Raw genomic sequence first — 24,941 nt, 5'->3', positions numbered from 1 at the left:
GAAAATGGATTGTAAAGTGGCTTTTAAAACTTTTTTAGAATTGAAAAATAAAGAAATTAAAGCATATATAATCCCAAGGATTAGTCCAACCCACCAAGTTGCTAAAAAACCTACAATCCCGACTTTTACTCTTTCACTCGAAATTCCCCATTCATTTATTGCGAATTGCTTGAATTTGAAAAGTGTATAATATTCAGATGAAATTGTATATGAAATTGTATATGTAATCTGATCATGAATGATCCCGTAAATTCCTGCAATAAAAATACACGCAAAAGCTATTAGAAAGAAATTAAAGATTTTACGTATTTAAACTCATATTATAATTAACTAAGGAAAAACAAGTTAAAGCTATAGTTCATTTAGAATACTTCTGTTGCTTTTAAAAATCTCCTAATCTATATCAGGCTTTCTACGAGATTGCTTTCTCTCAGAAATATTTTTCTTATCCTTAATTCGTTTTTTAATTACTGATTTAGGAATCTTAGTGGCTTTTCGAATTTTTGGGACAAACAATCCTTTTTGGATGATTTCTAAAAACCGTTTTACTACAATCTCTTTATTTTTAAGCTGGCTCCTGTCTTCGTCGCAATTTAAAATAAATATATTTTCAGAAGTTAAACGTGAGGCTAAATTCGTTTGTAGCAATAATTTTTGTTCTTCAGATAGAGCCTGAGAAGCATTCAGATCAAAAGTAAGCACTACTTTCGAAGATACTTTGTTTACGTTTTGTCCTCCTGCACCACTGCTTCTAACAGCCTTGAAACTTAATTCTGATATGATTTTTTCTGAATCCATTATTTTGGCTGGTGTGCCGGTTTTAGTAAATCGTTTACGGTTTTAACCGGATTAAAAGTAATCAATGGAACGGCAACGAAAATGGTAAGCCAATTTGACATTCCGCCGTTCCATAATCCAGGTAATTCGTAATTTTTAACTGTTTTTCCTTCGGCGCTTTTTTCAACAATAAATCCGGTGTTATGATCTATAAACTCTTCCAGATTAAACTGTTCTCCTTTATAATTTTTAGTACCGCAAACCAAATCAACCGGATTAAAATGGGTAGCGTCTTCTAAAATTGATTTTTGTTTTTTATTGGTCAAATCAACTTGCGAACTCTCTACTATTTGCAGAGAAATTTCCCCTTTTTCATTTTTGACCCAAAAAGGACCTCCTCCTGCTTCTCCTTCGTTTTTAACCATTCCACAAACACGAATTGGTCTGTCCAGAAGTTCTTTTATTTTGCTTATTTTATGTTCAACAGTAAACTTATTAAAGTCACCTGTCATTTTGATATTAAGCTTTTGAATTAAAAACGTAACTATTTCCTCAATATCCTCCTCTTCAATCTGATGTTTTTCTATAGCATCCAAATAGGCAAAAACTTTTTGCTGCGATTCTATTAAAATTCCGGCTAATGCTTTTTTATATAAAGTAGTTTTATCAATATTGTTCTGAATCACATTGTCGATGTTTTTTATAAAAATAATATCGGCATCAATGTTATTAAGATTTTCAATCAATGCTCCGTGTCCTCCAGGCCTAAAAATAAATGATCCTTTTTTATTTCTGAAAATATTATCTTTTATATCTACAGCAATAGAATCCGTTCTTTTGTTTTGGCAGGAGAAACTAATATTTATTTGAGTCCCTGACTCAGATTCAACTTTTTCTTTGATTTCATCAATAGCTTTTTCAAACAATTCCTGATGTGCCTCGGAAACTGTAAAATGCAGGTTTGCAATTTTATTTGTAGCGCCATAACGCACACATTCGTTTAAATGTTCTTCTATTGGATTTGTGATATGCGTTTGATATTTATGAAAAGGCAAAACAGCCTTTGGCTTATTGGCAAAATCAAAATAATCTGAAGAGAGTAATAATTTTATAAAATAATAGTTTTTATGATCCCTGTCTAAAGTATCAAAATCTGGATAAATTACTTTTAGTTGATTATAAACCGATTTATAAAAAGGAAATTTGTCCATTCCAACAATAAAAACAGCTAAATCATTGTCTTTTTTTCTATTGATATAAGAATTAATTGTTTCTTGATTAATATCATAATCATTCAGAAAAGCAATTAAAAACTTAAACATTCTGGTTGCTGCACCAGAAGCGGGAATAAATTTACATATTTTAAATTTTTCCTTATGATCATAAAAAAACCTGGCTTTTTCTTCAAATTCATCAGTTGATAAACTTAAAATTCCGTTGCTAACAGTTGCTGGACTTATTAAATTACATTTGGAAATTCCTTTTTTAAAAATTTTAAGCTGTTTCAGTATATTCCCGAAAGAAATGCCATGATTATAAATTTCGACAAAATCAGCCGATGAGAAACCCTTTTTTTTAGCGATAGCCAAATCATCAATAATAGCAATAGCTTTTGCTAAACGGCTTTCTTTATCACCGGAAATAGTAATAAAAGGCTTTTTGTTATCGATTAAAGTTTGTTTAAAAACAGAAAAAACAGTTTCTCTTTTATTCGGATTGTCTCTAATATCATCCTTTTCCCAGGGAACATCAATATCAGTCAGAAAAAAAAGATCGTATTCATGTGCTAATGCGGATTCATTCAAAAGTGGGTTACAAAAACCATAATACACATCAGAAAAAACTTTGGTCACCATTAAATTGGTATCACAAAATAAATATTCATTAGCAGTATACAACTTTTCATTTTCCAATGCTAGTTGACCATAAGCAATTGGCATCATATCTTCTTCAGTACAAATTTGCTTATTTTCTTCCCATTTCAGTTGCAAATAATCACGTGCGAACTCAGGAACCCATTCCGTTTTGTAGTGATCGGCAAGTTGTTTTGCTAAAGTAGTTTTTCCTGTGCTTTCAGGTCCAAATAAAGCAATTTTTATAATGCTTGTTTTTTGCTGTCTAAGATTTTTCTCCATTCTAAATAAGCTGAAATAGCCAAAATTGTAAAAATTAAATACTGCAGTGATAACATCCCCAAACCTCTGTAGGCATAAAGAGGAACAACAATAATATCACCAATAATCCAAAGTGTCCAGTTTTCTATTTTTTTCTTTGCCATATACCACATTCCTGCAAAAAATATTCCTGACGAAATCATATCAACATAATTATCCGGATGAATGGTATAATCAAAAAACTTATAGATACCTAAAACTACAAAAATCGTTACTATAAACAATAAAATTCCTATAATTTTTTCATTAAAATTTGTTCGCGTTATGGGTAAATTATCTTCAACGGTTCCTCCTTTTGCCCAAATATACCAGCCATAAATACTCATTACGGAGAAATAAGCATTAATAATCATATCGCCTATGTAACCTGCAACATATAAAAGATAAACTGATATTACCGTAGCAATTAGTCCTGTTGGATAGACCCAGATATTTTCTTTTTTTGCAAACCAAACGCTCATTATACCACAGACAAAAACCAAAGACTCTAAAATGATATGCCATAAAGGAGCATTTTTATAACTGTCTAGAAAAAAATCAATCATTTTGGTTACTGTTTGGTTTATTTATGAGTCAAAAAAATGACTGTTATTTTCAAAAGCGGTTCCAATTACTACTAAATCTGCACCTGCATCATAAGCCTTTTGAATTCCTTTTAAGTCTGTAATTCCTCCTCCAACAATTATAGGTATATTGATGTTTTGAGCAATTAGCTGAATCATTTTCAGAGGCACTGCATTTTTGGCTCCGCTTCCGGCTTCTAAATACATTAATTTATTTCCTAACATTTCACCCGCCTGAGCCGTGGCTAAAACCAAATCCAGATTTTCTCGATTAAGTGGTTTTGTCTTGCTTACGCGAGCTACTGCTGTTTCATTACCGCTCTCAATTAAAATATAACCTGTTGAAATTACTTCAAGTTTCATTTTTTTAAGAATTGGTGCCGCCTGAACCTGATATTCTATCAAATAATCAGGATTTCTTCCAGACAATAGTGATAAAAATAAAATAGCATCGGCCAGTGGTGAAATCTGTGAAGGATCACCCGGAAATATAACAACGGGTAAGTTTGTTTTTTGTTTTAGCTGTGCAATTAAATCTTCTAAAATTGTAGCCTGAACAATGCTTCCTCCCACAAAAATATGCGTTGCAGGAGACTGGTTTATTTTATCTAATAAATGATCTAAATTTCTCCAAACAATTTTATCCGGATCTAAAAGTATGGCCAATAATTTTTGACCCTCTTTTTTAGACTCCAAAATCTGCTGGTGTATATTGAGTAATTTTTGCTGCATAACGGCCGTAAAAGTAAAAGTTTTTTAATGTAGAAGAACTATTTGAATGAATTATATTTGTGTAATAAGGTTAGTTGAACCAAAGAAACAATTATGATTGTGACTGAATTATTAGAAAAATATGGAGCTTTAAAGAAATTCTTTAATAAAAACGAAGTTGTTTTTAAAGAAGGGAATTTACCTACTTATTATTACCAAATTATTTCAGGCGAAATAAAAATGAGCAATTATAATGATGACGGGAGGGAATTTATTCAGGGAATATTTTATAAAGCACAGTCTTTTGGAGAACCTCCTTTGTTCTTAAACCAAAATTATCCTGCCAATGCCATAGCTGTTGAGGATTCAGAAATTCTTGTTCTTGCAAAAAAAAGTTTTATGAAACTGTTGGAAGAAAATCCAACAGTAAGCATTACTATAATCGAAAATTTAGCGCAGCGTTTGTTTTATAAATCAGTGATGGCTGCAGAAATATCTACACAGGAACCAGAACACAGGATTTTAAAACTAATTGATCATGGAATCGCTTATTTTAATTTTAAAAAAGATACAAATGGGTACCTTATTAATTTTACACGCCAGCAAATTGGAGATTTAACCGGCCTTCGCGTTGAAACGGTGATTAGAACTATTAAATCTTTAGAAAAAAAAGGTCTTTTGAAGATTATAAACCGAAAAGTATACCGATAAAACAGTTCTTGTTTTATGATTTAAGTCATAAAATGAAGCAGTATAGTACATGTACCTTTGTAGTATAAAAATCTTAATATCATGACACTATATCAAACAACATTCGAAAATTTTAATAAAAGTTATATGGGATCTGCTGCAATGGCGGTAATTGGTCAAAGCTGTTTAGGCGGCACAGCTGCAATGTATATTCTTTCACACGGAACCTCTATAGGCCAAATGATTCAACTGGCAATTATTGTGTTAGCCTGTGTTTTTGCCAACACTTCAATTTTAGCGCAAATGAAACATAAAGTGATTTTTAATCTTATTCTTTTAAGTGCTTTTTTAAGCGTTTTATTTATATTTCTGAATAGTTTTGTAATATGAAAAAACAAATAAATAACAGAGCTGATGTTGAACTTCTAGTACATCAGTTCTATACTAAAATAAGAGCTGATGAAGAAATTTGCTTTTACTTTAATACAATTATTAAAGACTGGGAGGCACATTTGGAAAAGCTGACTGATTTTTGGGAGATGAATTTATTTGGTGTAAAAAAATACAATGGCAATCCGCTTGCAGTTCACAATCAAGTTGATGCTCATTTTGATGGTAAAATCACTTCAGCCGAATTTGGAATCTGGCTCAATCATTGGGCGCAGACTTTAGATGAACATTTTGAAGGAGAAAATGTTGAAATACTAAAAAGACGTGCTCGAAAAATGAGTACTTTTTTGTATGCAAGCATGTTTCAGCACAGACAAAAAGAAAGTGAGGTTTAAAATTCTGTCGTCATTGAGAGAAGGAAGCAACCTCACTATGATTGATTTAGCAAATGTGATTGCTTCGTTCCTAGCAATGACTAAAAAAACTACTTCTCAAAAGCATAAACCAAAGTAAAAGTTCCCTCAAAATTATCCGATTTGATTTCCTGATAATGCACATCAAAATCTTTTATCAAATCATCAAAATGAAGACTTGCCTGCGTTTGGGTTTTCTCTAAAGAAAAATCGTCAACCAGAATATGATCTTTAAAACTGATTCCTTTTTCGTTTCTGATTTTAAAAATCGCTTCTTTGGCGCCCCAGATTACGGTAAGTTTTTTAATGTAATCTTTAGAAACAGTTGGGTTTAAGTATTCAAATTCAGTGTCTACAAATTTATCTGCAATTTTCTGGATCTTTTCACGCTGTAATTCCATATCAATTCCAACAGTTTCATGACTGATAATGATGGCCGCAAAATGATATGAATGTGTAATTGAAATATGATTATGACAATCAAAATAAGGTTTTCCAAACTCATCGTAATGCAGGTCTTTATCTGTAAAGCCCATTTCCTGAATCAGCATGCGGACACTCAAAAAAGCACGCTGATGCATTTGAGACTTCATTCCGTCAAGTCTGCGTTGTGTTTTTTCCTTTAAAACTACTTTGCTTAATAACTCCTCAAAAGATTCTGTTATTTCCCAAATTAAAATTTTGGTGGTATCGCTGCAGTGTATAGTTTTAAATAAAGGCATTACTTTTTTAATTATGAATTATTTTTCTTTTGAAAATGAAACTTCTAATTTAATATCTGGTGTTTTTAGCCCTGATGGGAACGGCATCCTTTTGTGGCGGGGTTCGCCGCAAAAGATATAGTGAACAGCAGGATTAGCTTCTTATTTCGACTACAATCAACATAACAACTATGGTAATCGACTAATATTCTAAAGATTAAGAAATTAAACATTTCACAAATCTTATATTAATAGTATAAATTAAAAAGCTATTCCGTAAATTTGCAAAAATTTTACAATTACAAATATACTATAAATGAGTACTACAACTACGCCTTTTGTGGCTTTCAAAGTAAAAGACATTTCTCTAGCGGCTTGGGGAAGAAAAGAAATTGAATTGGCTGAAGCTGAAATGCCAGGTTTAATGGCGCTTCGTGCTGAATATAAAGACGAACAGCCTCTTAAAGGTGCTCGTATTGCTGGATGTTTGCACATGACAATCCAAACTGCTGTTTTGATCGAAACTTTAATCGCTCTTGGTGCAGAGGTTACTTGGTCTTCTTGTAACATTTTCTCTACACAAGATCAGGCTGCTGCTGCTATTGCTGCTGCAGGAATTCAGGTGTATGCCTGGAAAGGTCTTGACGAAGAATCATTTGACTGGTGTATAGAGCAGACTCTTTTCTTTGGAGAAGACAGAAAACCATTGAACATGATTCTTGATGATGGTGGAGATTTAACAAACATGGTTATTGACCGTTTCCCTGAATTGGTTCCTGGAATTAAAGGATTGTCTGAAGAAACTACAACTGGTGTTCACAGACTTTATGAAAGAGTAAAAGCGGGAACATTACCAATGCCTGCTATTAACATTAATGACTCGGTTACTAAATCTAAATTTGATAACAAATACGGTTGTAAAGAATCTGCTGTAGATGCAGTTCGTCGTGCAACTGACTTAATGTTGGCTGGAAAAAGAGTTATTGTTTGCGGATACGGTGATGTTGGAAAAGGAACTGCTGCTTCTTTTAGAGGTGCTGGATCTATTGTAACTGTTACAGAAATAGACCCAATTTGTGCTTTACAAGCTGCAATGGACGGTTATGAAGTTAAAAAATTAAACACTGTAATTGCTACTGCTGATATCATCATTACTACTACAGGAAATAAAGATATTGTTCTTGGTTCTCACTTCGAGCAAATGAAAGACAAAACTGTTGTTTGTAACATTGGTCACTTTGATAACGAAATTGATATGGCCTGGTTGAACAAAAATCACGGTGCATCTAAAATCGAAATCAAACCTCAGGTTGACAAATATACAATAGCCGGAAAAGATATCATCATTTTGGCTGAAGGTCGTTTGGTAAACCTTGGTTGTGCTACAGGTCACCCAAGTTTTGTAATGAGTAACTCATTCACCAACCAAACTTTGGCACAAATCGAATTATGGAATAACAGTGCTGCTTACAACAATGACGTTTATATGTTACCAAAACATTTAGATGAAAAAGTGGCTGCTTTGCACTTAGCTAAATTAGGCGTTGAGTTAGAAACTTTACGTGACGATCAGGCTGCTTATATTGGAGTTCCGGTTGAAGGTCCATTCAAACCGGAATATTACAGATACTAGATAAGTGAATAGTGATTAGAAAATCATCAAAATAATTCAAAACCCTTGCAGCAATGTGAGGGTTTTTTATTGGGGCGTGCCACCCTCACGCACACGTAAACCAAGAAACCTAATTTAATCAGATACTATATACTATTCTTAAAATTTAAGTTTTACATTTGAAATTCAAATGCCCAATATCTAAAAACCAAATTATGAGAACACGCCTGATTTTAATAATACTAATGCTCTTGCCTTTTTTTACCAAAGCTCAATCCAGCATGCAGAGACAAATGCAATCCAGCAATGCGATGTTTAGACAGCAAAATCAAATGTTCATGCAACAGCAGCAACAGCAGCGCGATATGATGCGTAATCTTAACAGCATTCAAACGGCAGAAGATAAACTGGCAAATGAAGAAAAAAAACTAAAAAAACTACAAACCAAATCAGCAGAAAAAGAAGCCAATTTAAAAGCTAATCAAGAAGAACTCGCCAGTCTTGAAAAAAATACAAACGATACTACCGATCTTAAAAAAGACATTGAAAAATCGAAAAAGAAAGTTCAAAAATCTGAAGCAAAACTAAATAAGTCAAAAACCGATATAGAAAAAAGTTCAAATAAAATTCAGGATCTGCAAAACAAAATTCAGGCTGCAAAAATTCAAAAAGAAGAACTTACAAAAAAAAACGAAGAAGAAAAAAAGCTTAAAGAAGAAGAAAAAGTAAAAAAAGAGAAAGAAAAGCAAGACAAGGAAAAATAACTTCCCCTCCTTTTCTCAATTTCAGAATAATAGAAACATGGTTGAAAAAGTTTTATGCGACCTGCACGGTTCAAAGGAAATGTCTCATGCCTGCATTCATATTGCAATGGCAATAGACTTAAAAGAGAAAGTCGGTTTTTACTATTCAGAAGCTGAAGAAGATCTTCCGCAAATTGCCTGGTGTGGAACATGCGAGCAATATCTTCTTGATAATGAAGAAGAATGGACAGAAATTTTTCAAGCCAAAGCCGATTTTAAAATGTTATGCTCCGATTGTTTTGATGAAGCAAAAAACAACGAAACAGAAACTCATCTGCGATAAATAAATTTTCATGAAAAAGATTGTCATTCTATATATTTTTCTCTTTAGCTGTACTGTATTTGCGCAAAGCAACGACATCTGGAATGCATTTTGGAACAAGGACACAACAAAAATTGGATTTAAAGACAAAAAAGGTGTTATAAAAATCGAACCAAAATTTACCGGATTTACCATTGCCCGAAAATTTGAAAATATTATTGCCGTTACAGAAGAAGAAAATAACAATTGGAAGAGCTATTATATTACTAAAGAAGGAAAAATAGTGGGACGTGATAGTTTATATACTTTTGATAATAGTACAGATTGCGAAAATGAAGGTTTTATTAGATTCAGAGATCCGAAAACAGATAAAATGGGAATTTTTAACAGCAAAGGAAAGATTGCTGTTCCAGCCGATTACAATGCTTTGTCGAATGTTAGAAACGGAATGCTTACCGTTCTTAAAGATGCCAAAAAAGAAAGAGAGCCAGGCGATGAACATTTTTTCTGGACCGGCGGGAAAGAATTTATAATAGGCACCAATAACAAAATCCTCATTGAAAATTTCAAAGACGGCAACAATTTAAATTTCTACTCTTTAGAAAAATCTAAAGAGCCCAGCAAAGATCCAGCAAGAGAAAACTTTCTGGGTATTGACGGACAATATTACTCTTTCATAAATTTTGATAAAGAATTTGAAATATGGCTAAAAAACATTTTACTTTCTGATCTTTCAAAAGAAAATTTACTTAAAAATTCTTTCGACAAAATCACCTATTGGAAAGAGCCCGATGGCTGGATAAGTGAATCAAAAACTAAATTTATCAATCAAAACTTCACTTATCTAAAATTAAAACTTCAGGAACTCAAAAATTCAAAAACAGATTATTTTATATCGACTGATGGACTAAATCAGTTCATTTTTGAATCTAGTGAATATGATATATATTTTAATAACTGTAATGAATCAAAAGATTGGCAATACCCAGTTAAAAACATCATAATCAACCCCAAAAACAAAGCCGATTTTAAACAGGATCATATCAAGTTTTTGCGAACTGAAAATAGCTTTAAACTTATATCTGTTTCGGATGCAAAAGAAAATTTGAAATAATTTTATCTTTTACATTAAAATTAAGACTCATATGAACTTCAGAAAAGCTACTCTTTCAGATATAACAGAAATGCAGAAATTGTATATCGAAACCATTCGAACAATTTGTAAAAACGATTATAATCCGGAACAAATTGAAGCTTGGGTTTCCGGAGTTTCAAATACTGAACGCTGGATTGAAGTAATTGATACACAATTTGTTTTATTGTCCATTATTAATAATCAAATTGCTGGTTTTGGAACCTTGAAAAATGGAAAACATATTGATTTCTTTTACATTCATAAAGATTTTCAACGACAGGGAATTGCTGATAAAATCTTAAGCGAATTAGAACTTGAGGCCAAAAAACAAGATTCAAGAATTATAACTTCAGACATCAGTATAGCTGCAAAACCTTTTTTTGAAAAGAAAGGATACATAGTAAAAGCGAAACAAAAAAATATTAGAGTAGGAGTTGAATTGATCAATTACAAAATGGAAAAAGAAATTGATTAATAGTTTCAAATTGCAGGTTTCACATTATGCGAGAACCCGAAAACAAACAAAAAACATTTCCGCAAGTTTCGGATTTTATTAGCAAGAAAACCAATCGATATTTGTATTATAAAATTGAATGAAATGAATACACAGGAAAACATCAATTATAATCGTATCGCTGCAGCTATAGAATATATCAAAGCTAATTTTAAAGATCAGCCCAATCTTGATGAGGTCGCCGAAAAAGTGCATTTAAGTCCTTTTCACTTTCAGCGTTTGTTTACCGAATGGGCAGGCACAAGTCCGAAGAAGTTTTTACAATATATCAGTGTCCAGCATGCAAAAAAGATCCTGAAAAAACATAATCAGTCAACCCTATTTGAAGTAGCTTTCGATACTGGTCTTTCCAGTACAAGTCGCCTGCATGATTTATTTGTGAAAATTGAAGGAATGACTCCGGCAGAATATAAAAATGGCGGAAAAAATCTAGAAATTAATTTCAGTTTTGCAGAAAGTCCGTTTGGGAATATTATTGTGGCTTCTACTCAAAAAGGAGTTTGTTTTATGGCTTTCGCCGAAGATGAAATAATTGGATTTCAGGATTTAAAAAGCAAATTTCCCAATGCTGCATTCTCAAGAAAGCTGGATTTTGCACAGCAAAATGCCTTATTTATTTTCCAAAACGACTGGAGCAAATTATCTGAAATCAAACTGCATTTAAAAGGAACCGATTTTCAATTGAAAGTTTGGGAAACCTTGCTTAAAATTCCGATGGGACAATTATCTACTTATGGTTCGATTGCGCAAAAAATCGAAAAACCAAATGCTTCAAGAGCAGTTGGAACTGCAATTGGCAGTAATCCTGTAGCTTTTTTAATCCCTTGTCATCGTGTGATTCAATCTTCAGGGACATTTGGCGGTTATATGTGGGGAAACATACGTAAAACAGCTATTATTGGCTGGGAAGGCGCGCAAATAAATTCGGATCTATAAAAACTAATTCCATGGAAAATATACAGTCAAAAATTGCCTCTCTTAATTGGGAAAGCATTACTGAATCTATGCACGAAAACGGATTTACAATCATTCCTAATTTACTTAATGACAAACAATGCGAAGATTTAAAATTAAATTATGAAAATCCCAATTTATACCGAAAAACGGTTTCAATGGAACGTTATCGCTTTGGTTTAGGCGAATACAAATACTTTAATTACCCGTTGCCGGATTTAATTCAGAACATTCGCTCATCTATTTATCCCAAATTGGCACCAATTGCAAATGCGTGGATGAAAGTTTTAAATATCAACACTGTTTTTCCTGAAACTCATGAAAAATTACTAAAAGAATGTCACGCCAATAATCAGCTAAAAGCAACTGTTTTAATTTTAAAATATGGTAAAAGCGGTTTTAATACTTTGCATCAGGATTTATACGGAGATGTTTATTTTCCTATTCAAATAGTCCTTTTTCTCAACGAACCAGATGAAGATTTTACCGGAGGCGAATTTGTATTAACTCAGCAAACGGCCAGAGCACAATCAAAAGCAATTGTACTGAAACCAAAAAAAGGTGATATTTTGGTTTTTACAACCAATTTCAGACCTGTAAAAGGCACAAAAGGGTATTATAGAGTAAATATGAAACACGGTGTAAGCGAAATTCATTCTGGCGAGCGTCATACCTTAGGAATTGTTTTTCATGATGCATTAAATTAATGTTCAAAGAGATATTCTAAGTCAAAAATCTCTGAATCCTTACCTCGCCGAATTCTCTAACTATAAAAAAATGATTCAACATAATGAAATTTCTGATTCAGATCTCCGCAATAAAATTAAAAATGTAGAAATTTGCTTTGGTGGAAACCGAAAATTAAAAATCTACGGAACTTTAAAATGTTCTTACGGAAAAAGAATGAAACGGGAAAGTCGTGTTTTCTTTTTATCTGAAAACGAAGCCAAAGAAAATAGTTTTAGACCTTGCGGACATTGCATGAAAACCGAATATCAAAACTGGAAAAATGGACTTATTTAATCCTTGTACAGACGAAAACACAAACCTGCTTCCTAAAAATGGAACTGTAAATTATTATGGAAAATTATTCTCCAGAGAAAATTCAAATCATTATTTAGAAATGCTTTTGAATTCCATAGAATGGAAAAATGATGAAGCCATAATCTTCGGGAAATTAATTATCACAAAGCGAAAAGTTGCCTGGTATGGCGATTCGGGTTTTGAATATACGTATTCGAATACCACAAAAAAAGCAATTCCGTGGACAAAGGAACTCTTAGAATTAAAAACTATTATTGAAGAGAAAACAGGTGAAACTTTCAACTCCTGTCTTCTAAATTTATATCATTCCGGCGATGAAGGAATGGCGTGGCATAGTGATGCCGAAAAAGATTTAAAGAAAAATGGCGCAATTGGTTCAGTTAGTTTTGGCGCTGAAAGAAAATTTTATTTTAAGCATAAAGTATCAAAAGAAACGATCTCTTTAACTCTCGAACACGGCAGTTTATTGATTATGAAAGACGAAACTCAAACACATTGGCTACACCGGCTACCCCCAACTAAGATCACTAAAAAACCACGGATTAATTTGACTTTCAGAACTATTGTTATTTAAAAAAGCCTAACTATTTTTTAGAAATTGTTAGGCCTTATACTATTGTTATAAATAATCCAGAGTCCTTTCTAAAGCCATACCACGTGATCCCTTAATCAATATAGTACTTTGCTTTTTGAATTTATTTTCTTTTAAATATTCAGCAAAATCTTCGAAAGTTTCAAAAAAATGAAGCTTTTCATTAGCTACGGAATTCCCAAAAAAAGATTTCCCAATCAGATAAACTGTTGACGACTTCTGATTTGTCAAAGAATCCACAATAATTTTATGCTCTTGCTGACTTTCATTACCAAGCTCGAACATATCTCCTAAAATCATGATTTTATTTGAATTATCTAATTGCAAAAAATTAGTAATAGCAACAGCCATACTACTTGGATTTGCATTATAAGCATCAAGGATAATTTGAAATGAATCTTTTTTTAATAACTGAGATCTGTTATTTGTTGGAACATAGTTTTCAATTGCAGCCTTAATATTATCATTATCAACATTAAAGCGAATTCCAATCGCAGCAGCAGCGTTAATATTGTTAGCGTTATAAAGACCTATTAAATTAGAGTTTACAATAAAATCATTATAAGTAATTACTACAAATGGATTCGCTTCTGTTTTTTGGACATTTAAATCTGCAAAACTATTGTGTATCCCAAATGTAAAAGATTTTATGTTTTTTGATTTTTCAACCTGAATAGGGTCATCTAAATTAATAAAAACTAATTTATTATTTTCAAGTAAGTATTTATACATTTCACTTTTTCCTTCTATTACTCCTTCAACACCCCCAAAACCTTCTAAGTGTGCTTTTCCGAAATTAGTAATGTAACCATAATCAGGTTGTGCTATTTCACATAAAAATTCAATTTCTTTTTTATGATTAGCACCCATTTCTACTATTCCAATTTCTGTTTCGTTGGTAAATGATAATAAAGTTAGCGGGACGCCAATATGATTGTTTAAGTTCCCAACAGTAGCCTTTGTATTGTATTTTTGCGATAAAACAACATTTATAAGTTCTTTTGTAGTTGTTTTGCCATTACTGCCCGTTAATGCAACTATAGGAATTTTCAAATATCTCCTATGAAATTTTGCTAATTCCTGTAACGTTTTTAAACTATTCTCAACCAAAATTGTCCTATGGTCAATCAAATATGATGGATTATCAATTACTACAAATAAAGCTCCCCGTTGCAGTGCTTCCTGAGCAAATGTATTCGCATCAAAATTTTCTCCTTTAATGGCAAAAAATATGGAATCTTTTTCAATTTTACGCGTATCAATTGAAAGAGATTTACATTTTAAAAACAAGTCATGAATTTCTTTAATATTCATTTTATAGCATTTAATAGATTATAAAAATAGAAAAACAATAAAAAAAATTCCAAATCCCTTACTGAAAAACAGTTTTGGAATTTGGAATTTTTTATTGGAATTTCTAAAATTTAATTCCTTGGTGATTTTCTTCTTTCAGTTTTAGCACCTACTCTAGACATTGCACATCTAAATCCGATGTAGTCAGTAGCCATATCCTGAGGAAAATATCTTCTTTGAGCCGGATCTAACCAGTAAGCTCTGTCTCTCCAAGAACCTCCTTTATAAACTCTTGCATTATCGTTTATTAAAGTTGTTCTTTTGCTAGAACTGTCATATTTTCTTACCATGTTACCTAAACTATCTGTAGTAACATTATGGATTGGAGAATTGTACATTGCTTCTTTTTTAGCATCATCAGCTGATTCTGAATCTCCAAAATCATAATATCTTGATGATTGTTTATCTCCATCTCTATAATTTATGTTATCGCTTTTATTGAAATTTTGTCTCAAATAAGTTTCATTTTCATCAACCGGAACCTGAGCAATTTCTCCCGGTAAATTTGTAGCAATAACTTTACCATTACTTAGAGTTTGGTACTTAATATTATCTTTTGTGATAATTTCCAACTTACCATCTTTACCAATTTTGTTTTTAGCATATTGATTTCCTCTATAATAGTTAAAATCATTTGCTTCATTATCGATTATTGGTCTGTATACATCAGCAACCCATTCTGCTACATTACCTGCCATATCATATAATCCAAAATCATTTGCTGGATAACTTTTTACATTATTTGTGATATCAGCACCATCATCTGACCAACCAGCAATTCCACCGTAATCACCGTTTCCTTGTTTGAAGTTAGCCAATTGGTCACCTCTGTTTTTGCGTTTTGTTGAACGTGTATAATCTCCTGACCAAGGATATTTCTTTTGACCTTTGTAAATATTGTACTCTCTTTGTCCAACATCTGCTGCGGCTGCATATTCCCACTCAGCTTCCGTAGGTAGTCTATATTCAGGCAAAATAATACCAGAGGAACGTTGTGCGTAAACATTTTTCTGCTCTTCTACAGTACCATCTTTTCCTTTTTTAGGTCTTCTGCCATTAGGACTTTTCTTTAATACAATTTCTTCATTACCTCCGTAAGAAGTAGAAGGTGAAGCAATATAAGCTTCTGTACTAAATAAACTTTCTGCAGTAACATCGTCTTTTTTAGCACCTCTTTTTACATATCCATTTTTTTCTAAAACAGCTTCGTTCACACGATCCGTTCTCCATTTGCTGAATTCAACTGCCTGAATCCAATTTACACCAACTACCGGATAGTTAGCATATGCAGGGTGTCTTAAATAGTTATTTGTCATCGTTTCATTATATCCTAAACGATTTCTCCATACTAAAGTATCAGGTGATGCTCCGGCATAAATATTTTTATAACTTTCCTCTGTTGGAGGAAAAACTTTTTTCAGCCATTCCAGGTATTCTAAATACATACCATTGGTAACTTCCGTTTCATCCATGTAAAACGATTGAACGTGTTGTTGAGTTGGTGTGTTATTCCAATCGTGCATAACATCATCCTGTACCTTACCCATAGTAAATGTACCTCCTTCAACGAAAACTAAACCAGGTCCAGCCTGTTGTTTTTTCCCTGCATTTCTAGCAGCCGTTCCATTCTGACTATCAACGTCCCAACCTGTTGCTCTTGAAGCGCGGCTAGAACTTGATTTTTTGCTACAACTAGCCGTGCCTAACATCAATACTATTGACATCATTACTTGCAAGGCTACAATTTTGTTTACTTTCATACTCATTCTTAGGTGATAAATTTAGGTGCTGCAATATAATAATTAACATTTAATTAGCAACATGTGTTCTAATAATTTTATTTAGCTGTTTTTTACCAGAAAATAACCTATAGTTTCGAACGCAAAAATATACTTTTTATTATTACAATTACATTAAATGCTATATTTTTACTTACTAAAATATTTTAAAATTAATTTCGTTTTCTTTAACTATGAAACAAGCTGTACTTTTATTTCTTTTTTTAACTCCATTTTTCTTATTTTCCCAGAAAAACGGCACCTTTACAATAGATTGGCAAAACAAAAAAGAAATGAATTTCGGTGAATTCAAAACGAACATCCCTTACTTTACTGGTGATAATTTTCGTTATGATATTACTAAAAAAACCATAACATTATTATTTAGACCAGATTATTCCGGTTATTCAAACAACAGTGACGTTCAAATTACCAATGTTATATACGAAACTGTTTCTGCTGCAGATCTGGGTGATTTATTATTGAAAAACATCCCCAACCAACCAAACGAAACACTCCAAATAGCTACTTCAAGAGATCAAAAACAAGGTTTTATTTCTTTATCTCCAATAGTATATGAAGGAAATAGTTTTAAAAGAATTAAATCTTTTTCTTACTCAATAAATAGTAACACTTCAAAAAACAACAATTCAGCTTCCTCTTTAAAGTCAAATAGTATTTCAAATTCGGTTTTATCCTCTGGAGATTGGTATCGCTTTTATGTCGAAAAATCAGGCGTTTATAAACTTTCAAAATCTTTTTTACAAAGTCTTGGCTTTGATACTGCCAAAAGTAATCCTAAAAAAATCAAAATTTACGGAAATGGAGGAAGAATGCTTCCTTTAGCTAACAACATCTACTATCCTGATGACTTAATTGAAAATGCCATTCAGGTGATTGGGGAAAACGATGGAAGTTTTAACAATGAAGATTATATTCTTTTTTACGCAGAAGGAATTAACAATTGGAATACTGAAAGCAAAACCAATATTAACTTATACGATAGTAAATCTTATTATTATATTACCACACAAGGAGGTGACGGAAAAAGGATTTCAAATATAAACCAGCCTAATGGAAACTCTACTTTAGAATTATCTACCTTTGACGACCATCAATTTCACGAAATCGATTTGACTAACATAGCACATTCGGGACGTCAATGGTTTGGAGAATCTTTTGAGATCAATCAGGAACAAGAGTTTGAATTCAATTTCCCAAACCTTGAAGCTTCAACTCCAATAAAAATAGAAACTGTTGCAGCATCTGCTGCATACACAAATACTTCATTTGTTATTTCAGCTAACGGACAGAATATTGGAAATATTTTTTTTAGTCAACTCAGCAGCAGTTCTGACATAAAATTTTATAGCGGGAATCTGCCCGGCAATACAAGTTTTACAGGATCTGAAAATGTAAAAATAAAACTCACTTATAACAACAATGGAGTACCTGGCTCTAAAGGATATCTGGATTATATTAACTTAACAGCTAAAAGAAAGCTAAAAGGAACAGGAAAACAATTTCAATTTCAGTATGATCTTGCTGGTTCCACCTCAGGAATTGTTAATTACACTATCTCGAGCGCTTCGGGTATTTCACAAATTTGGGACATTACAGACTTATATAATGTGTCAAAAATTGAAAACAGCAATTTGGACAATCTAAGTTTCAAAGCTTCTTTAGGTGAAATTAGAAAATATATAGCCATTGACCCAACAGACTACTACACTCCTTTAAAAGAGAATCAATCAAAAATTGTCACTCAAAACTTAAAAGGCACTCTTTTTAAAAATGCTCAGAATAATTTTCAGGATATTGATTATTTAATTATTACTCCGAAGGTTTTGCTTTCGCAAGCTGAAAAACTGGCTAATTTTCATAAAACCTATTCTAATTTAAATGTGAAAGTTGTAACACTTGAAAACATTTATCAGGAGTTTTCTTCAGGAAAGCAAGATATTGCAGCAATCAGAAATTGTATTAGGTATGTATACAAAAATGCCTCGTCATCTGACAAGAGAGTAAAATATCTTAATCTATTTGGTGATGCCTCATTCGATTATAAAAACCGCATTTCCAACAACACTAATATTGTACCTATATATCATTCTTTAAACAGTAACACCATTGGAGAATCTTCATTTGCATCTGATGATTTCTACGGTTTAATGGATGATAATGAAGGAAATGTAATATCATTTTTTGGAGGAATAGATATCGCTACAGGAAGAATGTTGGTTTCTGACAATGTACAGGCAGAAGAAATGGTTAATAAAGTTTTAGAATACCACAATACTAAATCTTACGGAAACTGGCGAAATAATTTTGTTTTAATTAGTGATGATTCTGACAAAGCTTCAGACGCCACATTACAATCTCGTCAAAACACTTTAGCAGACAAAATCGCTGCCGAGAAACCTTTTTTAAATATTGACAAAATCATTCTGGATTCCTATACACAAGAAGCATCTGCGGGCGGCTCCAGATATCCGAAAGCAAGAACAGACCTTTTTGACGCTTTCGAAAAAGGCGCTTTAGTCTTTAACTACTTAGGCCATGGAGGAGAAGATGGATTATCGGGTGAACGAATTTGGGAAAAATCAGATGGTCAAAATTTAAGTAATCAATATAAATATCCATTATTTATCACTATAACCTGTGAGTTTTCTCGCTTTGATGACCCAACTCACCCTACAGCTGGCGAATACACTTTTTGGAATCCAAAAGGAGGAGCCATTGCAATGCTGACGACGATTCGCTCAATCGGACAATACAATGCTGAAAATTTTAATGACAACTTAACAAAAAACCTTTTATCTTTCGGATCCAATCAATACACAACGATTGCTGAAGCGCTTCGAATCTCCAAAAATGAAAATCCAAGCTCTTCGAGTAATGTTGTTTTTTATTTAGGGGATCCTGCAATAATGTTAGCCGTCCCTAAACCCCGAATTAACTTAACAAAAGTAAATGACGCAGCTATTTCAGGAGTAATTGAAGATTTTAAATCTTTGGCTAAAATTAAAATATCAGGAGAAATCACAGATGAAAACAACAATATCTTAAGCAATTATAATGGCAAACTTTCAACAGCTGTTTTTGATAAATTAATTACTAACACAACACTAAACAACGACGGTTTTAGCCCTGCAATGCAATTCAAAACTTTAGGAGAAACTATTTTTAGAGGAAATGCTTCTATAACCAATGGTCAATTTGAATTTAGTTTTGTAGTACCCCGGGATATTCGCATCCCTGTTAACAATGGCAGAATTAGTTTTTATTCTAAAAAGAATGAAGTTTTAGAAAACCAGTCAGGCTATAGTGACATTATAAAAATAGGAGGAATTAACGAAAATGCACCTCAGGACAATATTAGTCCAAAAGTGCAGTTATATATGAACGATGAAACTTTTGTGTCTGGAGGAATTACAAATGACTCCCCGTTTCTTTTAGCGCTTCTTGAAGACGAAAACGGAATTAACACAGCAAGCGGAATTGGTCATGATATTATTGCTGTTTTAGATGGGGATGTTAGCAATCCTTATATTTTGAATGATTATTATCAAACAAAATTGGATGATTACACAAATGGAAATTTACGTTTTCCATTACGTAATTTAAGTGTAGGAATGCACACGATAAGTTTTACTGCCTGGGATGTTTATAATAATCCGGTAACAAGTGAAATACAATTTATAGTCACTGGCGATGAATCGCTAACATTGACTCACGTTCTTAATTACCCTAATCCTTTTTCTACCTACACTCAATTTTGGTTTTCTCATAATAAACCTTACGAACCTTTAAATGTGCAGGTGCAGGTAATGACAATAACAGGAAAGGTTGTCTGGACAAAAAACCAAATTATCACTACCGAAGGATTCTTATCCAGAGAAATTACCTGGGACGGCAAAGATGATTTTGGAGACAGGATAGGAAAAGGGGTTTACATTTATAAACTTACTGTCAAATCCAATTTAACAAACAAAAAAGCAGAAAAGTATGAAAAACTTGTTATTCTATAATATATATTTGTACCACTAACATATGAACTAACACTTTACTTAATATAAATGAAAAAAATATCGCTCTTACTATTTTATTTTATTATTATATCTTTTGCTGAAGCACAAGAAAGACCAATTACAACGGGAGTTCCTTTTTTACAAGTTGCTGCTGACGCAAGAGCTGCCGGTCTTGGTGATCAGGGAGTTGCAACATCTGCAGACGTATTCTCTCAACAATGGAACCCTGCGAAATATGCTTTTTCGATCGACAAACAAGGATTCTCTGTGAGTTATACTCCTTATTTAACTGATTTAGTAAATGACATTTCATTAAGCCAGGTAACTTACTACAATAAAATTAACGAACGAAGTGCTTTTGCCGGTAGCATACGCTATTTCAGCATTGGTGATATTGAGTTAAGAAATAATGCTAATGATGTTCCAAATACAGTTAAACCATCAGAATTTGCAATCGACGGATCTTATTCATTAAAGTTAAGTGAAATGTTCTCGATGGCAGTTGGAGCGAGATTTATTAGTTCCAATCTAGGAATTACAACCGAAGGACAAAGTTTATCTGCAGCGAGATCATTTGCATTTGATGTTGCCGGATTTTATCAGTCTGAAGAAGTTGCCTACAGAGATTTCAACGGAAGATGGAGAGCGGGTTTTAACTTTCAGAATCTTGGTCCAAAAATCAATTATGACTTAAGCGGAATAAAGGATGGATCTGGATCAAACTTCCTTCCTGCCAACTTAAGATTAGGTGGGGGTTTTGATTTTATATTAGATGATTATAATAAAGTAGCTGTAGGTTTAGAATTCACAAAACTACTTGTTCCTACTCCACAAATACCTGTTCCTATTGATTTAAATAACGATGGAGACACTGAAGACCCAGGAGAAAGCAATGGTGTTCAGGAAGCCAACAACGAATACAATTCTATCGGTTGGGTCCCGGGTATTTTTAAATCTTTTGGTGATGCACCGGATGGTTTTAGTGAAGAATTAAAAGAAATTACTTATAGCCTTTCCGGAGAATATACCTATCAGGATTCCTTTTCGATGCGTGCAGGATATTACCACCAAAGTCCTGAAAAAGGAGCTGTACAATTTTTCTCATTAGGAGCCGGATTCAAATACAACATTGTAAAAGTGGATGTTTCGTACTTATTCTCTGCATCAAAAGTTAAAAATCCTTTAGAAAACACACTTCGCTTCTCTTTAACCTTTAATTTTGGTGATAAATACGAAGAATATTAATCAAACAACAAATAAAAAACAATATCAAATCCAAATTTCTATTTCTAGGAATTTGGATTTTTTTTCCCTTAAAAACAATGAAAGAAATAAGTGTAACATCATCATTTTTGGTTTTCGATAGCTTAAAAGAACTACCAAACGATATTCAGAATTTAATGGATCAGGCTGTAGAAGTTCGTAAAAAAGCCTATGCCCCTTACTCACAATTTAGGGTTGGTGCAGCATTATTATTAGATAACGGAAAAATTATTTTAGGATCAAACCAGGAAAACGCAGCTTATCCATCAGGATTGTGTGCAGAACGCGTAGCAATTTTTCATGCAGGAAGCATTTATCCGGAAGCTAAAATTTTAAAAATGGCTATTACAGCAGCTTCTGATACGAATCAAACTCAAGCTCCTATTCCGCCATGCGGTTCCTGCAGGCAATCAATTGCAGAATACGAAATTAAACAAGATATCCCTATAGAAATCTATTTTATGGGGGAAATAGGTGCAATTTATCAATCTTCATCCCTTAAAAACCTACTCCCTTTCATGTTTGACAAAAAGTTTTTATAAAAAAGCCAAAAAAAGCCAAAAAGTAGCTTTTAAATTTTAGTTCTTAAATCTAATGTCTTATTTTTGCATCCCGACCCTTCGGGCGCAAATTTGTGGGAGGAAACTATTTTTGCGTTATAGGTAACAATTGATAACACAAAAAACAACTTTAGCAAAAGAAAGAATTCAGATGAAAGAAGTTACAAAAGAGGTTTACTTAAAGTGGTATGAAGACATGCTGCTTTGGAGAAAGTTTGAAGACAAACTTGCAGCATTATACATCCAACAAAAAGTTAGAGGATTTCTTCACCTCTACAATGGTCAGGAAGCGGTATTAGCGGGAGCTTTACACGCCATGGATTTGACTAAAGATAAAATGATTACTGCTTACAGAAATCACGTACAGCCAATTGGCATGGGAGTTGATCCCAGACGTGTTATGGCTGAACTTTTAGGAAAAGCAACAGGAACTTCTAAAGGTATGGGAGGATCAATGCACATTTTCTCTAAGGAACACCGTTTTTACGGAGGTCACGGGATTGTTGGTGGACAAATTCCTGTAGGAGCCGGATTAGCTTTTGCTGATAAATATTTTGAAACTGGCGGTGTAACTATGACTTACTTTGGTGATGGAGCTGCAAGACAAGGTTCCTTACACGAAGCTTTCAACATGGCAATGCTATGGAAACTACCGGTTGTATTTATTGTTGAAAACAACGGTTACGCAATGGGAACTTCTGTTGAAAGAACTGCAAATCACACTGACATCTGGAAACTTGGTTTAGGATACGAAATGCCATGTGGACCAGTTGACGGAATGAATCCTGTAAAAGTTGCTGAAGCAATGACAGAAGCAATCGAAAGAGCTCGTCGTGGTGACGGACCAACTTTTCTTGAAATGAAAACGTACCGTTACAGAGGACACTCAATGTCTGATGCACAATTATACCGCTCTAAAGAAGAGATCGAAGAATACAAAAAAATTGACCCTATTACTCAGGTTTTAGATGTAATTATGGATCAAAAATATGCTACAGAAGCAGAAATTGAAGTAATCGACCAAAGAGTGAAAGACCTGGTTGAAGAATGTGTGAAATTCGCTGAAGAATCTCCATATCCTGAATTACAACAGTTATACGATGTAGTATACGCACAAGAAGACTATCCATTTACACCTCATAAACTATAATTAATTATGGCTATTAAAGTAACAATGCCTCGTTTGAGCGATACTATGACGGAAGGAACGGTAGCGACTTGGTTAAAGAAAGTAGGCGACAAAATTAGCGAGGGAGATATCCTTGCAGAGATTGAAACAGATAAAGCAACAATGGAGTTCGAATCTTTTAACGAAGGAACTCTTTTACATATTGGTATTCAGGCTGGAGAAACTGCTCCGGTTGATTCATTATTAGCAATTATTGGTAAAGAAGGAGAAGATATTTCAGCTTTATTAGCTGGTGGCGATGCTCCTGCTGCAGAAACACCAAAAGCAGAAACTAAGGAAGCTCCTGCTGCTGAAGCTAAAACTGAAACTGCTGCTCCTGCAAAAGCTGCAACTGAATTACCAAAAGGTGTTGTAGTAGTAACTATGCCTCGTTTGAGTGATACCATGACTGAGGGAACTGTAGCTACCTGGTTGAAAAAAGTAGGTGATGCTGTTGCTGAAGGTGATATTTTGGCAGAAATTGAAACAGACAAAGCTACTATGGAGTTTGAGTCTTTCAATGCCGGAACATTATTATACATCGGAATTCAGGAAGGAAACACAGCTCCAGTTGACAGCTTATTAGCGATCATAGGACCTGCAGGAACCGACATTTCAGGAATTGCTGACAATTATACAGCCGGAGGCGCTGCAACTGCAAGTATTCCTGCTGCAGATGAAACAAAAGCTGCTCCTGTTGCTGAAAAAGCAACTGAAACTATAGCTGAAACTTCAAACGGAGGAAGAATTTTAGCTTCACCTTTAGCTAAAAAAATCGCTTCTGATAAAGGAATTCAATTAAATCAGGTTAAAGGTTCTGGAGAAAACGGGCGTATCATAAGAAGTGATATTGAAAACTTTACTCCATCTGCTCAACCTCCAGCAAAAGCATCTTCTGAGGCTAAACCTCAAGAATCAGCTGCTGCAAAAGTATTTGTTCCTGCCGGAGAAGTTTACACAGAAGAGATCAAAAACTCTCAAATGCGTAAAATTATCGCAAAACGTTTGGCAGAATCTTTATTTACAGCTCCTCACTACAACTTAGTGATCGAAGTAAGTATGGATGAAGCAATGGGCGCAAGAGCAACAATCAATACGGTTCCGGATACAAAAGTATCTTTCAACGATATGGTAATTAAAGCATGTGCTTTAGCCTTGAAAAAGCATCCAAAAATTAACTCTCAGTGGAAAGAAGATGCCATCATCATCAACCACCACGTAAATATTGGAGTTGCTGTAGCGGTAGAAGACGGATTAGTAGTTCCTGTATTGAAATTTACTGATGCTATGAGTTTATCTCAAATTGGTGCTTCAGTAAGAGATCTTGCCGGAAGAGCTAAAAATAAAAAATTGGGACCACAGGAAATGGAAGGAACTACGTTTACAGTATCTAACCTTGGAATGTTTGGTATTACTGAATTTAATTCAATTATCAACCAGCCAAACTCTGCGA

24 protein-coding genes are annotated in these 24,941 nt (G+C 33.4%); 17 read left to right on the top strand and 7 right to left on the bottom strand.

What is annotated here, in order from left to right:
- Positions 1–393: 393 nt before the first annotated feature.
- Genes arfB through ACEN2I_RS10380 form a run of 4 tightly spaced genes read right to left on the bottom strand, consistent with a single transcriptional unit; the run spans position 394 to position 4,246 of the window.
- Entirely contained in the window at positions 394–798 is a 405-nt protein-coding gene (gene arfB / locus ACEN2I_RS10395; protein WP_441766040.1) for an alternative ribosome rescue aminoacyl-tRNA hydrolase ArfB, read from the bottom strand.
- The gene (locus tag ACEN2I_RS10390; protein WP_441766039.1) at positions 798–2,912 is read right to left on the bottom strand and encodes a DUF4301 family protein; all 2,115 of its coding nucleotides are present in this window, start codon (positions 2,910–2,912) and stop codon (positions 798–800) included. Before ACEN2I_RS10390 ends, arfB begins: the two co-directional genes overlap by 1 nt.
- On the bottom strand, positions 2,873–3,496 hold the full coding sequence (pnuC, locus tag ACEN2I_RS10385; RefSeq protein WP_441766038.1) for a nicotinamide riboside transporter PnuC: 624 nt from the start codon (positions 3,494–3,496) through the stop codon (positions 2,873–2,875). Before pnuC ends, ACEN2I_RS10390 begins: the two co-directional genes overlap by 40 nt.
- A 21-nt stretch (positions 3,497–3,517) precedes the next feature.
- Entirely contained in the window at positions 3,518–4,246 is a 729-nt protein-coding gene (locus ACEN2I_RS10380) for a geranylgeranylglyceryl/heptaprenylglyceryl phosphate synthase (RefSeq protein WP_441766037.1), read from the bottom strand.
- 93 nt (positions 4,247–4,339) lie between these two features.
- Between ACEN2I_RS10380 and ACEN2I_RS10375 the strand changes: the two genes are divergently transcribed.
- From ACEN2I_RS10375 to ACEN2I_RS10365, 3 genes are all read left to right on the top strand, one after another.
- Positions 4,340–4,936, top strand: a complete 597-nt coding sequence (locus ACEN2I_RS10375; protein WP_441766036.1) for a Crp/Fnr family transcriptional regulator — start codon at positions 4,340–4,342, stop codon at positions 4,934–4,936.
- 81 nt (positions 4,937–5,017) lie between these two features.
- Positions 5,018–5,305, top strand: a complete 288-nt coding sequence (locus tag ACEN2I_RS10370) for a hypothetical protein (RefSeq protein WP_441766035.1) — start codon at positions 5,018–5,020, stop codon at positions 5,303–5,305.
- Positions 5,302–5,700: a group III truncated hemoglobin gene (locus tag ACEN2I_RS10365; RefSeq protein ID WP_441766034.1), complete on the top strand. Its 399-nt coding sequence runs from the start codon at positions 5,302–5,304 to the stop codon at positions 5,698–5,700. Before ACEN2I_RS10370 ends, ACEN2I_RS10365 begins: the two co-directional genes overlap by 4 nt.
- An 89-nt stretch (positions 5,701–5,789) precedes the next feature.
- On the opposite strand, the gene ACEN2I_RS10360 is transcribed toward ACEN2I_RS10365, so the two are convergent.
- Entirely contained in the window at positions 5,790–6,440 is a 651-nt protein-coding gene (locus tag ACEN2I_RS10360) for a 4'-phosphopantetheinyl transferase family protein (protein WP_441766033.1), read from the bottom strand.
- A gap of 295 nt (positions 6,441–6,735) precedes the next feature.
- On the opposite strand from ACEN2I_RS10360, the gene ahcY reads away from it, so the two are divergent.
- The 9 genes from ahcY to ACEN2I_RS10315 all read left to right on the top strand — a co-directional run bounded on the left by ahcY (position 6,736) and on the right by ACEN2I_RS10315 (position 13,317).
- Entirely contained in the window at positions 6,736–8,052 is a 1,317-nt protein-coding gene (gene ahcY, locus ACEN2I_RS10355; RefSeq protein ID WP_441766032.1) for an adenosylhomocysteinase, read from the top strand.
- 194 nt (positions 8,053–8,246) lie between these two features.
- Complete coding sequence (locus ACEN2I_RS10350; protein WP_441766031.1) at positions 8,247–8,795, top strand: hypothetical protein; 549 nt, start codon at positions 8,247–8,249, stop codon at positions 8,793–8,795.
- Between the two features lie 37 nt (positions 8,796–8,832).
- Positions 8,833–9,117, top strand: a complete 285-nt coding sequence (locus ACEN2I_RS10345; RefSeq protein ID WP_441766030.1) for a hypothetical protein — start codon at positions 8,833–8,835, stop codon at positions 9,115–9,117.
- 10 nt (positions 9,118–9,127) lie between these two features.
- Positions 9,128–10,210, top strand: a complete 1,083-nt coding sequence (locus ACEN2I_RS10340) for a hypothetical protein (protein WP_441766029.1) — start codon at positions 9,128–9,130, stop codon at positions 10,208–10,210.
- A gap of 31 nt (positions 10,211–10,241) precedes the next feature.
- On the top strand, positions 10,242–10,706 hold the full coding sequence (locus ACEN2I_RS10335; protein WP_441766028.1) for a GNAT family N-acetyltransferase: 465 nt from the start codon (positions 10,242–10,244) through the stop codon (positions 10,704–10,706).
- Positions 10,707–10,829: 123 nt separating this feature from the next.
- Positions 10,830–11,681, top strand: a complete 852-nt coding sequence (locus tag ACEN2I_RS10330) for a bifunctional helix-turn-helix domain-containing protein/methylated-DNA--[protein]-cysteine S-methyltransferase (protein ID WP_441766027.1) — start codon at positions 10,830–10,832, stop codon at positions 11,679–11,681.
- A gap of 11 nt (positions 11,682–11,692) precedes the next feature.
- Entirely contained in the window at positions 11,693–12,406 is a 714-nt protein-coding gene (locus ACEN2I_RS10325) for a 2OG-Fe(II) oxygenase (RefSeq protein ID WP_441766026.1), read from the top strand.
- Positions 12,407–12,476: 70 nt separating this feature from the next.
- A complete protein-coding gene (locus ACEN2I_RS10320; RefSeq protein ID WP_441766025.1) occupies positions 12,477–12,722 on the top strand; it encodes an Ada metal-binding domain-containing protein in 246 nt (81 codons plus the stop codon).
- Positions 12,709–13,317 carry an alpha-ketoglutarate-dependent dioxygenase AlkB family protein gene (locus ACEN2I_RS10315; RefSeq protein ID WP_441766024.1) on the top strand — a complete coding sequence of 203 codons (609 nt, stop codon included), beginning with the start codon at positions 12,709–12,711 and terminating at the stop codon, positions 13,315–13,317. The genes ACEN2I_RS10320 and ACEN2I_RS10315 overlap by 14 nt, the downstream gene beginning before the upstream one ends.
- Before the next feature lie 45 nt (positions 13,318–13,362).
- On the opposite strand, the gene ACEN2I_RS10310 is transcribed toward ACEN2I_RS10315, so the two are convergent.
- Both ACEN2I_RS10310 and gldJ read right to left on the bottom strand, forming a co-directional pair.
- A complete protein-coding gene (locus tag ACEN2I_RS10310; RefSeq protein ID WP_441766023.1) occupies positions 13,363–14,649 on the bottom strand; it encodes a UDP-N-acetylmuramoyl-tripeptide--D-alanyl-D-alanine ligase in 1,287 nt (428 codons plus the stop codon).
- Positions 14,650–14,759: 110 nt separating this feature from the next.
- Positions 14,760–16,448 carry a gliding motility lipoprotein GldJ gene (gene gldJ / locus ACEN2I_RS10305; RefSeq protein ID WP_441766022.1) on the bottom strand — a complete coding sequence of 563 codons (1,689 nt, stop codon included), beginning with the start codon at positions 16,446–16,448 and terminating at the stop codon, positions 14,760–14,762.
- 212 nt (positions 16,449–16,660) lie between these two features.
- On the opposite strand from gldJ, the gene porU reads away from it, so the two are divergent.
- The 5 genes from porU to ACEN2I_RS10280 form a co-directional block, all read left to right on the top strand.
- Positions 16,661–20,497: a type IX secretion system sortase PorU gene (porU, locus tag ACEN2I_RS10300; protein ID WP_441766021.1), complete on the top strand. Its 3,837-nt coding sequence runs from the start codon at positions 16,661–16,663 to the stop codon at positions 20,495–20,497.
- 48 nt (positions 20,498–20,545) lie between these two features.
- Positions 20,546–21,742, top strand: coding sequence for a type IX secretion system outer membrane channel protein PorV (porV, locus tag ACEN2I_RS10295; protein ID WP_441766020.1), 1,197 nt, complete (start codon positions 20,546–20,548; stop codon positions 21,740–21,742).
- 77 nt (positions 21,743–21,819) lie between these two features.
- Positions 21,820–22,302, top strand: coding sequence for a cytidine deaminase (cdd, locus tag ACEN2I_RS10290; RefSeq protein WP_441766019.1), 483 nt, complete (start codon positions 21,820–21,822; stop codon positions 22,300–22,302).
- 169 nt (positions 22,303–22,471) lie between these two features.
- Positions 22,472–23,470: a pyruvate dehydrogenase (acetyl-transferring) E1 component subunit alpha gene (pdhA, locus tag ACEN2I_RS10285; RefSeq protein WP_441766200.1), complete on the top strand. Its 999-nt coding sequence runs from the start codon at positions 22,472–22,474 to the stop codon at positions 23,468–23,470.
- 6 nt (positions 23,471–23,476) lie between these two features.
- The coding region (locus tag ACEN2I_RS10280) for a 2-oxo acid dehydrogenase subunit E2 (RefSeq protein ID WP_441766018.1) at positions 23,477–24,941 on the top strand (1,465 nt) is incomplete at its 3' end.

The sequence above is a fragment of the Flavobacterium sp. W22_SRS_FK3 genome (genome assembly GCF_052113665.1).
Taxonomy (GTDB): Bacteria; Bacteroidota; Bacteroidia; order Flavobacteriales; family Flavobacteriaceae; genus Flavobacterium.
Note: the sequence above shows the minus strand (reverse complement) of the source record. Positions and strands in the feature narration are given on the sequence as shown.